This is a genomic window from Novacetimonas maltaceti, assembly GCF_002906255.1.
Taxonomy (GTDB): domain Bacteria; phylum Pseudomonadota; class Alphaproteobacteria; order Acetobacterales; family Acetobacteraceae; genus Novacetimonas; species Novacetimonas maltaceti.
In genome coordinates this window covers 41417-52360 of the sequence record NZ_POTC01000021.1, presented here as the reverse complement: position 1 = coordinate 52360, position 10944 = coordinate 41417, and the positions used below count along the sequence as shown (strand labels likewise).

Below are 10944 nucleotides of genomic sequence, written 5' to 3'. Positions count from 1 at the left end.
CAATCGGGGCTGTGGGGGCCTGTGCCTGCTGCTGCGGCCTTGGCTGCGGCGTGGCGGCAGCCTGAGTGGCCGCAGCCTGAGTGGTGCTGGCCTTCGGCGCATTTGCAGGGGTGGGCGCAGGCGCGTGCGCGCCCGGCGTCTTCTTGCGGTAATAGGCGATCAGGCGGTCCGCGCGCACCGTGACATTGCCACGCACGGCCTGCGCGCGGTCATAGGCGGTGACGGTCTGGCTGTTCTGGTCCCAGTCGAAGCCGCCCGCCGCCGTGATGCTGACCTGCCCGCCCTGTGACATGTCCAGGCCCTGCGCGGTGGCAGGAGCGTTGCCAGCCGTGGCGAGCGCACCGCCCGCAAGCAGCGCGAACGCAAGGGAATGTCGCCTGCGCATCAGTGTTTCCCCCCACCGGGTGCTGGTGTGGGTGGTGTGCTTTTGTCGGCCGACCCGCCATGCGTGGTGTTGAGGACCAGGCGTCCCGGCCCGCGGAACTGCATGATGCCGTCATGGATCAGCAGCATCGTCCCCTGCGCGTCCAGGGTGCCGAACGGACCTTCGGAATGGATCCAGCTGTCGGACACGATGACGCCGTGTTTCATGTCGATATCCGCGGTAGGGCTGTACATGGTGGTTCCGTCGCTACGATAAAGCATCACGTCCTGTGTCAGGTCCAGAAGCTGGCTATGCTGGATATAGACGCCATTGCGTGCCGTGACATAGACCCAGTTGCCCGGCCCCAGCAGGGTATCCGCCTGGGGCGTGGTCAGGTCGATGCGTTCGGGGGAGATCTGGCGCGCCTCGTTTGCCGTGACCATGAAGGGATGGCCATGGTCGTCCATCCCGCGATAGGTGGCGTTGAGCATGCTGCCGCTCTTGACGCGCACATGCGACATCTGCGCCATCGTGCCGCGATGCATGATGACCGCGCGCTCCACGGCGGGCCACGCCGCGATCGATCCCAGCAGCACCAGCGCGGTCAGCGGCAGCGCCCATTTGGCCGAGCGCATGATCGCCCGCCGCCGCGCCAGGTCATTTTCGTTGGGCAGGAGCCGCTGCCGGATGGAGCGGGTGTCGAAGATGCTGCGCTGCCGGGCGATGTCTTCGGCTGAACGGGCGTAATCCTCGCGCTGGATGCCGCCCTCGCGCGGGTCATCGCCCCGCGCGCGCGCGTCCTGTGGCGGATCGTCTGGCGCCCTGTCGCTCATGCCACCCCGGCACGCAGCAGGTCATGGATGTGCAGGATGCCAAGTGGGCGGCGCTGCGTATCCAGCACGAACAGGCTGGTGATCGGGCGCGGGCGGTCATTCATGATCCGCAGCGCGTCCACCGCCAGCACGTCGGGGCGGATGGTCTGCGGGTTCGTGTTCATGATGTCGGCGGCGCGGGTGCCGTCGATATCCTGTTCCAGCGCACGGCGCAGGTCGCCATCGGTAATCAGGCCGACCAGCGTGCCGTCCGGTCCCACGACGCCCATGCAGCCGAAGGCCTTGTGCGTCATTTCCATGATGACCTGGCGCAGCGGCAGGTCCGGGGAGCCAAGCGGCATGCTTGGCCCGACATGCATCAACTGGCGCACGTCGCGCAACTGCGCGCCAAGGCGGCCGCCAGGGTGGAAGATCCCGAAATCATCCGCCCCGAACCCGCGCTGCGTCAGGAGCACGATTGCCAGCGCGTCGCCCAGGGCAAGCTGCATTGTCGAACTGGTGGTGGGCGCCAGCCCCATGGGGCAGGCCTCCGGCGACTGGGGCAGGACCAGCGCGATGTCCGCAGCCCGCGCCAGGGTCGAGTCGGCGCGCGCGGTCATCGCGATCAGCAGCAGCCCGAACCGTCGTGCGTGCGAGACGATGTCCGCAAGTTCCGACGTCTCCCCCGAATTGGACAGCGCAAGGATCGCATCACCGGGCTGGAGCATGCCAAGGTCCCCGTGGGAGGCCTCGGCCGGGTGGACGAAGATCGACGGCGTGCCGGTGGAGGCCAGCGTGGACTGGATCTTGCGCCCGATATGGCCCGACTTGCCGATGCCCGTCACCACGACGCGGCGCGCGGGCATCGACAGGGCCTCCACCGTGCGGATGAACGCCTGCCCCAGATCGGATGCCTCCGGCCCTTCATGCGCCGGGCCAAGGGCCTGGCGCAGCGCCGCCATCATGTGCGCCAGCCCGTCGCGTTCGGTCTGCAGGACCTTGCAGGCCGATTCGATCATGTCGGCCTGTTCCGTGCTGACGGGACTGTGGTCTGGATGGGGCTGGAGGCTGTCGGTCATGCCTGTATTTTCTGTATTGCCATAAAGGCGCCCCCGGTGCGCCGGGGGCAGGTGAGGGGATCTGGACGGTTTTCAGGCCGCCCGGTGGGCGAACAGGTCCGGGTCCTCGTAGCCGAGGATGTCCAGGCGTGCGCGCGTCGGCATGAAGTCATAGCACGCCTGCGCCAGTTCGCGCCGCCCCTCCCGCACGAGCAGCGCCTCCAGCCGCGCCCACAGCGCATGGAGGTAAAGCACGTCCGATGCGGCATAGACCATCTGTTCGGGGGTCAGGTCTGGCGCCCCCCAGTCGGAACTCTGCTGCTGCTTGCTGAGTTCCACCCCCAGCAGTTCGCGGCACAGGTGGGCCAGGCCGTGCCGTTCCGTATAGGTCCGCACCAGCTTGGACGCGATCTTGGTGCAGATGCACGGGGCGACCGTGATGTCGAAGGTGAATTGCAGGATGGCGACGTCAAAGCGTGCGAAATGCATCAGTTTCGTCACGGACGGGTCCGTCAGCACCGCGATCAGGTTGGGGAAATCCGCCGCCCGCGCATGGGCCGGGACCTGTACCAGATGGGCATGCCCGTCCCCGCCCGAAAGCTGGACGAGGCACAGCCGGTCACGATGAGGGTTGAGGCCCATCGTTTCCGTATCGACGGCCACCGCGCCCGTGAATTTCACATCGGCGGGCAGGTCGCCACGATGGAAATGGATGGTCTCTGGGACGGTGGTCTGTGGCATTGCGGGTCGTGCTCCGTAACGGTGTCTGTCCGTGACATGCGCCATGGGGCGACAGGCGGCAAGGGGCATGTCCGGCGGACCGGGACGACAGAAACCGGAAAACAGGGCACGCCGCGCCACTGTCAGCATCCAGGCGGCCTCATGCCGACAGGGTCAACAGTGTCGCGGTTTACACGAAATTCATATCGGGAACAGGGGGGATTGATGCGAACGTCCAACTATTTGGGACATCGGGCGGGGCCGGAGCCAGCCGGAGGCATCGGAAGGACAAATCCCTGCCGGGAATGTCCCGGCAGGATTTGACGTGATTTTTCTTGGGAAAAATCCTGGTGCCCAGAAGAAGACTCGAACTTCCACGACCTTGCGGCCACAGGTACCTGAAACCTGCGCGTCTACCAATTCCGCCATCTGGGCTCAGAGGCTCCCCGTTGCCGGGGTGGTGTGAGGCGGTTTCTAGTCCGGCTTGGCGCGCCGGTCAACAGGGGGGTGCGTATTTTTTTGAATTTAAGGATATTTTTTTGTGAACCCCGCGGAAAACCGCCCTTTTGGCGCAGGGTGCGCGCGCGGGAATGACGTGCATGTGGCCCCGGGCTGGCCCATGATCGTCCCCGCAAGGTCCGGGTAGGGGATCGCAAGCCACGGGAGGTATGTCGGATGGATATTCGCAAGGTCGCAACGGTCTTTGGCGGTACGGGCTTCGTGGGGCGGCATGTGGTCGCCCACCTTGCGCGCGACGGCTACGTGGTGCGCGTCGCCTCGCGCCGGCCCGACCGGGCGGCGGGGATGCGCCCGCTTGGCGATGTGGGCCAGATCGTCCCGCTCTATGCCTCCATCCTCGACGAGCGTTCGAGTGTCGCCGCCATCGAGGGCAGCGACCTTGTCGTCAACCTCGTCGGGATCCTGGCCCCGGGGCGGCATGCCAGCTTCGAGGCGGTGCATGTGCAGGGCGCGGCGCGGGTGGCGCGCCTGTGCGCGTCCGCGGGCGTCGGGGCGCTGGTGCACATGTCCGCCATTGGCGCCTCACCCGACAGCGTTTCCGCCTATGGCCGCAGCAAGGGCATGGGGGAGGTGGAGGTCACGCGCCACATGGCGGAGGCGGTGATCATCCGCCCCTCCATCATCTTCGGGGCGGAGGACCGGTTCACCAACATGTTCGCCGCGATGTCGCGCTACCTGCCGGTCATGCCGGTCTATGGCGGGGCGACGCGGTTCCAGCCCGTCTATGTCGGGGACGTGGCGGAGGCGATTCGCCGCATTGCGCGCGGCACGGGGGCCGGGGCAGGGACGGGCATGGCGGGGGACATCTTCGAACTGGGCGGCCCGCGCGTGTGGCGGATGGACGAACTGGTGCGCTGGATCGCGCACACGGCGGGCCATCCGCGCCGCATCCTTGCCGTGCCGCCGGTGGTGGCGCGTGTGCAGGCGTTCTTTCTGGAACACCTTCCCGGCAAGATGCTGACGCGCGACCAGCTCTCGATGCTCTATGTCGACAATGTGGTCGCGCCGGGGATGCCTGACCTCGCGCAACTGGGCATCGCCCCGCTTTCGCTCGAAGTGGTCGGCCCGCAGTACCTCGCGCGTTTCCGTCCCGGCTGACGGGCCGCCATCTGTGGGGATCTGGCGATATCTTGCCGTTTTTTCGCAAGAAGGTCAGCAATGCTGTCTTTTCTTTGCGCCATGGCTTGCGTAGGTGTGGCTCACTGCGGGTGCGCAGAGGTGCGCCCGCATGTCTTTCCAGACCCGATTTTCCAGACCCGAGGGGCAGGCCAATGGCAGAGCGCATGCTGAAATTCGTCTCCGTGGCGCAGGAGCAGCCCGAAAAGCGGCCTGCGGAGTCACGGCGCCGGGATTTCAATGAAATCTATGACGAACTGCCACGCCAGCAGGCGCAGACGCAGTCCTCGCGCTGTTCGCAGTGCGGCGTGCCGTTCTGTTCCGTGCACTGCCCCCTGGGCAACAACATCCCCGACTGGCTGATGATGACGGCGGCGGGACGGCTGGAGGAAGCCTATGAAGTCTCCTCCGCCACCAACAACTTCCCCGAGATCTGCGGCCGCATCTGCCCGCAGGACCGCCTGTGCGAAGGTAACTGCGTGATCGAGCCGGGGTTCGAGAGCGTGACCATCGGCGCGGTGGAACGCTTCATCACCGACACCGCGTTCGAGCAGGGATGGGTCAGGCCCGTCACGCCCGTGACCGAGCGCACGCAGACGGTGGGCATCATCGGGGCCGGCCCCGGTGGCCTTGCCGCCGCGGTGCAGCTGCGCGAACTGGGTTTCCAGGTCCATGTCTATGACCGCTATGACCGCATCGGCGGGCTGATGATGTATGGCATCCCCGGCTTCAAGCTGGAAAAGGACATCGTCCTGCGCCGCCATCGCCTGCTGGTCGATTCTGGCGTCACCTTCCACCTCGGCAAGGGGGTGGGGGACGTGGATAATGACGACACGATCGCATTCTCCACGCTGCGCGACCGCCATGACGCGGTGCTGATCGCGACGGGTGTGTACAAGTCGCGTGATATCGGCGGCCCCGGCGCGGGGCTTGGCGGGATCGTGCGCGCGCTGGATTACCTGACGGCATCGAACCGCGTCTCCCTTGGCGACAGCGTGGCGGAATATGACAGCGGCGCGCTGAATGCCGCGGGCAAGTCGGTGGTCGTGATCGGCGGCGGTGATACCGCGATGGACTGCGTGCGCACCGCCATCCGGCAGGGCGCGCGGTCGGTCAGGTGCCTGTACCGCCGCGACCGCGCGAACATGCCCGGCTCCGTCCGGGAGGTGAAGAACGCGGAGGAGGAAGGCGTGGAGTTCGTCTGGCTTGCCGGGCCGGAGGCCTTCCTTGGCGACGATCACGTGACCGGCGTGCGCGCCGTGCGCATGAAGCTCGGCCTGCCCGACGCCAGCGGGCGGCAGTCGGTGGAGCCGGTGGAAGGCAGCGCCTTCACGCTGGAGGCCGACCTTGTGGTCAAGGCGCTGGGCTTCGACCCCGAACCGCTGCCGACCCTGTGGGGGCAGCCCGACCTTCAGGTTTCGCGCTGGGGCACCCTGATGGTGGACCGGCAGACCTTCATGACCAGCCTGCCCGGCGTGTTCGCCGCAGGCGATATCGTGCGCGGGGCCAGCCTTGTGGTGTGGGCCATCCGTGATGGACGCGACGCGGCGGCGCAGATGCACCGCTGGCTTGAGACCGTGGCGGCCGTGCGCGCCGAAGCGGCGGAGTGATGACAATGGACCAGCACACAGCACACAACACGGCCGCGAACGGGGATTTCGTGCGCGAATGGCGCGACAATGCCGAAGCGATTTCCGGCCTGTACGATCCCGCGCAGGAACATGACGCCTGTGGTGTCGGCATGGTCGCCGCCCTTGATGGCAAGCCGCGCCGTGACGTGGTGGAGGCCGGGATCGCGGCGCTGAAGGCGGTGTGGCACCGTGGCGCGGTCGATGCCGATGGCAAGACCGGCGATGGCGCGGGCATCCATGTCGAAATCCCGCAGGACTTCTTTGCCGACGCGATCCATATCGGCGGCGACGCCAGCGTGGACAGCCAGATCGCGGTGGGCATGATCTTCCTGCCCAAGACGGACATCGCGGCCCAGGAACGCTGCCGCCAGATCATCGAGAGCGAGATCCTCGCCTTCGGTTACGCGATCTATGGCTGGCGGCAGGTGCCGATCAACACCGACTGCATCGGGGACAAGGCGAACGCCACCCGTCCGGAGATCGAGCAGATCCTGATCCGCAACACGCCGGGCACGGAAGAGGACGCGTTCGAGCGCGACCTGTACGTCATCCGCCGCCGGATCGAGAAAAGCGCGATCGCCAACCAGGTGGACCTGTATGTCTGCTCCCTGTCGTGCCGGTCGCTGATCTACAAGGGCATGTTCCTGGCCGAGCACCTGACGGAGTTCTATCCCGACCTGCTCGACCCGCGTTTCGTCAGCCGCTTTGCGATCTATCACCAGCGCTATTCCACCAACACCTTCCCGACATGGAAGCTGGCGCAGCCGTTCCGCCGCCTTGCCCATAACGGGGAGATCAACACCATCTCCGGCAACGTCAACTGGATGAAAAGCCACGAGACGCGGCTGGCCGACCCGGCGCTCGACCCGTACATGGACGACCTCAAGCCCGTGGTGCAGGCGCAGGGGTCGGATACGGCGTGCCTTGATAACGTCTTCGAACTGCTGACATTCGCCGGGCGTGACGCGCCGATGGCGCGCTGCCTGATGGTGCCCGCCAGCGTCGGCGGCAATTCCGCCATGCCGCAGCGGCACAAGGACATGTATTCCTACTGCAACGCGGTGATGGAACCGTGGGACGGGCCGGCGGCGCTGTGCGCGACGGACGGGCGCTGGATGCTGGCCGGCCTCGACCGCAGCGGCCTGCGTCCGCTGCGCTATACCGTGACGTCGGGCGGCCTGCTGATCGTGGGCTCCGAGACCGGGATGGTCAAGGTGCCCGAGGCCGACATCGTCAGCCGTGGCCGCCTCGGGCCGGGGCAGTCGCTCGCACTCGACCTGAAGGAAGCGAAGCTCTACAACAACGACCAGTTGCTCGACCTGCTCTCCGCGCGGCAGGATTTCGCAGGCTGGGTGAAGCGCACGCGCGACATCTCCTGCCTTGTGCGCACCAACAGCGGGGAAATCAGCCTCTACCAGGGCGAAAACCTGCGCCGTCGCCAGCTTGCGGTCGGCACCACGCTTGAGGAACTCGAGGCGATCCTCCAGCCGATGGTCGAGAATGCGGCCGAAGCCATCGGCTCGATGGGCGACGACACGCCGCTTGCGGTGCTGTCCACGCGCTATCGCGGGCTTGCGCACTATTTCCGCCAGGCGTTCAGCCAGGTGACCAACCCGCCCATCGACAGCCTGCGCGAGACGCGGGTGATGAGCCTCGTGACGCGTCTGGGCAACCTTGGCAACATCCTTGAGGAAAGCGAGACGCAGTGCGACCTGCTCCAGCTTCCCAGCCCGGTCCTGACCACGGGTGAGTTCAAGGCCCTGCGGGAGTTCTGTGGCGAGAATGCGTGCGTCATCGACTGCACCTTCCCCGCCGCCGACGGGGAATCCGGCCTGCGCGAGGCCATCGCGCGCATCCGCACGGAGGCCGAGGACCATGTCCGCCGTGGCTGCACCCATGTCTTCCTGACGGACGAGCACCAGTCGGCCGAGCGCGCCTACATCCCCATGATCCTTGCGACGGCGGCGGTGCATACGCATCTCGTGCGGCAGTCGCTGCGGACCTTCACCTCGCTCAACGTGCGTTCGGCCGATGCGCTGGACGTCCATGCCATCGCGGTGACGATCGGGGTGGGCGCGACGACCATCAACCCGTACCTGGCGCAGGAAAGCATTGCCGATCGCCACCGTCGCGGCCTATTTGGCGACCTGTCGCTGGTTGACGCGGTGGAGCGTTGCCGCAAGGCGGTGAACAAGGGCCTGCTGAAGATCATGTCCAAGATGGGCATCTCCGTGGTTTCGGCCTATCGCGGCGGCTACAATTTCGAGGCGATCGGCCTGTCGCGCGCGCTGACGGCGGAATTCTTCCCCGGCATGCCCTCGCGCATTTCGGGTATCGGCCTGCTTGGCATCGCGCGCAATGTGCTCAGCTTCCATGAAAAGGCATGGGATCGGCAGATCGAATCCCTGCCGGTCGGGGGCCGCTACAAGCTGCGCCGCACGGGCGAGGTGCATGCCTTTGACGGCACGCTGATCCACATGCTGCAGACGGCTGTCGCGACCGACAGCTTTTCCATCTACCAGCGCTATGCCGATGCGGTGCGCCGCCAGCCGCCGGTGGCGCTGCGCGACCTGCTCGACTTCCGTGGCGGGCGCACGCCCATTCCCGTGGAATCGGTCGAAAGCATCACCGAACTGCGCAAGCGCCTGATCGCGCCGGGCATCTCGCTTGGCGCGCTCAGCCCCGAAGCGCACGAGACGCTGTCGATCGCGATGAACCGCATCGGCGCGAAGTCGGATTCGGGCGAGGGCGGCGAAGACCCCGCCCGCGCGAAACCGCGCGCCAATGGCGACAATGCGTCCTCCGCGATCAAGCAGATCGCCTCGGGCCGGTTCGGTGTGACCGCGCAGTACCTCAATGACTGCCGCGAGATCGAGATCAAGATGGCGCAGGGCGCGAAACCGGGCGAGGGCGGGCAGCTTCCCGGCTTCAAGGTGACGGGCCTGATCGCGAAGCTGCGTCATGCGACGCCGGGGGTGACGCTGATCTCGCCCCCGCCGCACCATGACATCTACTCCATCGAGGATCTGGCGCAGCTGATCTACGACCTCAAGCAGATCAACCCCGAGGCCACCGTGACCGTGAAGCTGGTCGCGCGTTCGGGCATCGGCACGATCGCCGCCGGCGTGGCGAAGGCGAAGGCGGATGCGATCCTGATTTCGGGTCATTCCGGCGGCACGGGCGCAAGCCCGCAGTCTTCGGTCAAGTATGCCGGCATGCCGTGGGAACTTGGCTTGGCGGAGGCGCATCAGGTGCTGATGCTCAACCGCCTGCGCCACCGGGTGAAGCTGCGCACCGATGGCGGGCTGAAGACCGGGCGTGACGTGGTGATCGCCGCCATGCTGGGGGCGGAGGAATTCGGCATCGGCACCGCAAGCCTTGTCGCGATGGGCTGCATCATGGTGCGCCAGTGCCATTCCAACACCTGCCCCGTGGGCGTGTGCACGCAGGATGACGAACTGCGCAAGAAGTTCGAAGGCACGCCGGAGAAGGTCATCAACCTGTTCTCCTTCATTGCCGAGGACGTGCGCAACATCCTCGCCTCGCTGGGCTTTGCGACACTCAACGAGGTGATCGGCCGCACCGACCTGCTGCATCAGGTGCTGCGTGGCGCGGACTACCTCGACGACCTCGACCTCAACTCCCTGCTCGCGCAGGCCGATCCGGGGCCGCATGCGCGCTACTGCACGCGTGAGGGCCGAAACGAGGTGCCCGAGACGCTCGATGCGCAGATGATCGCCGATGCACGCCCCCTGTTCGACCATGGGGAGAAGATGCAGTTGCAGTACAACGTGCAGAACACGCATCGTGCGATCGGCACGCGCATCTCGTCGCTGATCGTGCGGCAGTTCGGCATGGACAAGCTGGTGCCCGGCCACCTGACGGTGCGCCTGCGCGGTTCGGCGGGGCAGTCGCTGGGCGCGTTCGCGGTGCAGGGTCTGAAGCTCGAGGTGCTGGGCGATGCCAACGACTATGTCGGCAAGGGGCTGTCGGGGGCGACGATCATCGTGCGGCAGTCGCCTTCGTCGAACCTCGTGTCCAACGAAAACGCCATCATCGGCAATACCGTGCTGTATGGTGCGACGGCGGGCGCGCTGTATGCGGCGGGGCAGGCGGGCGAACGCTTTGCCGTGCGCAATTCCGGCGCGATTGGCGTGGTGGAGGGCTGCGGCTCCAACGGGTGTGAATACATGACCGGCGGGCTTGTGGTGATCCTTGGCGAGATCGGGGACAATTTCGGCGCGGGCTTCACCGGCGGCATGGCCTTCGTCTATGACGCCAGCGGCACGTTCGAGGAGCGGGTCAACCCCGACACCCTGACATGGAACCGGGTGAGCGACCCGAAATGGGAGGCCGCGCTGCGTGAGCAGGTGGAAACCCATGTGCGCGAGACGAGCAGCCGCTATGCCGAACTGCTGCTGCATAACTGGGACAAGGTGCTGCCGCGCTTCTGGCATGTCGTGCCGCGCGAATATGCGAAGGTCATCGGCTTTGCCCCTGCCGAACTGCCGCGCAGCGCCTGACGCACATATTTTGCAACATTGGTAAAACTGATGACGGGGCCGGGGATTTTTTACCCCGGCCCCGTCTGTTTCGGGGGCCTCTTTTCGGGGAATGTGGCATCAGGGGGTCGCACTGGCGGGGCAGAGGGACTAGATTCCCCGTCACTGGAACTCAGGGCCTGTGTGACGGTGTCGCGTGGGCCTGTTGCGATGACGGGTAAT

At 66.3% G+C, this 10944-nt stretch carries 6 protein-coding genes, 1 tRNA gene and 1 pseudogene; 3 read left to right on the top strand and 5 right to left on the bottom strand.

The genetic code is table 11. From position 1 onward, the window contains the following. The 5 genes and pseudogenes from KMAL_RS17600 to KMAL_RS09045 all read right to left on the bottom strand — a co-directional run. A pseudogene (locus KMAL_RS17600) lies at positions 1-385 on the bottom strand (hypothetical protein); the annotation flags it as partial. Beyond that, a complete protein-coding gene (gene lptC, locus KMAL_RS09060; RefSeq protein ID WP_110095385.1) occupies positions 385-1197 on the bottom strand; it encodes an LPS export ABC transporter periplasmic protein LptC in 813 nt (270 codons plus the stop codon). The pseudogene KMAL_RS17600 and the gene lptC, both read right to left, overlap by 1 nt. Then, positions 1194-2255, bottom strand: a complete 1062-nt coding sequence (locus KMAL_RS09055; protein ID WP_110095384.1) for a KpsF/GutQ family sugar-phosphate isomerase — start codon at positions 2253-2255, stop codon at positions 1194-1196. The genes lptC and KMAL_RS09055 overlap by 4 nt, the downstream gene beginning before the upstream one ends. Positions 2256-2327: 72 nt before the next feature. Then, entirely contained in the window at positions 2328-2975 is a 648-nt protein-coding gene (locus tag KMAL_RS09050) for a ribonuclease D (RefSeq protein ID WP_110095394.1), read from the bottom strand. A 327-nt stretch (positions 2976-3302) separates the two neighbouring features. Further along, a tRNA-Leu gene (locus KMAL_RS09045) sits at positions 3303-3389 on the bottom strand. Between the two features lie 240 nt (positions 3390-3629). On the opposite strand from KMAL_RS09045, the gene KMAL_RS09040 reads away from it, so the two are divergent. The 3 genes from KMAL_RS09040 to gltB all read left to right on the top strand — a co-directional run bounded on the left by KMAL_RS09040 (position 3630) and on the right by gltB (position 10743). Further along, entirely contained in the window at positions 3630-4571 is a 942-nt protein-coding gene (locus KMAL_RS09040) for a complex I NDUFA9 subunit family protein (RefSeq protein ID WP_110095383.1), read from the top strand. A gap of 173 nt (positions 4572-4744) precedes the next feature. Beyond that, positions 4745-6199: an NAD(P)-dependent oxidoreductase gene (locus KMAL_RS09035; RefSeq protein WP_110095382.1), complete on the top strand. Its 1455-nt coding sequence runs from the start codon at positions 4745-4747 to the stop codon at positions 6197-6199. Further along, on the top strand, positions 6199-10743 hold the full coding sequence (gene gltB, locus KMAL_RS09030; RefSeq protein ID WP_110095381.1) for a glutamate synthase large subunit: 4545 nt from the start codon (positions 6199-6201) through the stop codon (positions 10741-10743). Before KMAL_RS09035 ends, gltB begins: the two co-directional genes overlap by 1 nt. The last annotated feature ends 201 nt before the right edge of the window (positions 10744-10944 follow it).

What these genes read in the sequence shown, in the direction of transcription:
- lptC (WP_110095385.1), bottom strand. Translation starts at nt 1,197, where the DNA reads ATGAGCGACAGGGCGCCAGACGATCCGCCACAGGACGCGCGCGCGCGG.
- KMAL_RS09055 (WP_110095384.1), bottom strand. Translation starts at nt 2,255, where the DNA reads ATGACCGACAGCCTCCAGCCCCATCCAGACCACAGTCCCGTCAGCACG.
- KMAL_RS09050 (WP_110095394.1), bottom strand. Translation starts at nt 2,975, where the DNA reads ATGCCACAGACCACCGTCCCAGAGACCATCCATTTCCATCGTGGCGAC.
- KMAL_RS09040 (WP_110095383.1), top strand. Translation starts at nt 3,630, where the DNA reads ATGGATATTCGCAAGGTCGCAACGGTCTTTGGCGGTACGGGCTTCGTG.
- KMAL_RS09035 (WP_110095382.1), top strand. Translation starts at nt 4,745, where the DNA reads ATGGCAGAGCGCATGCTGAAATTCGTCTCCGTGGCGCAGGAGCAGCCC.
- gltB (WP_110095381.1), top strand. Translation starts at nt 6,199, where the DNA reads ATGACAATGGACCAGCACACAGCACACAACACGGCCGCGAACGGGGAT.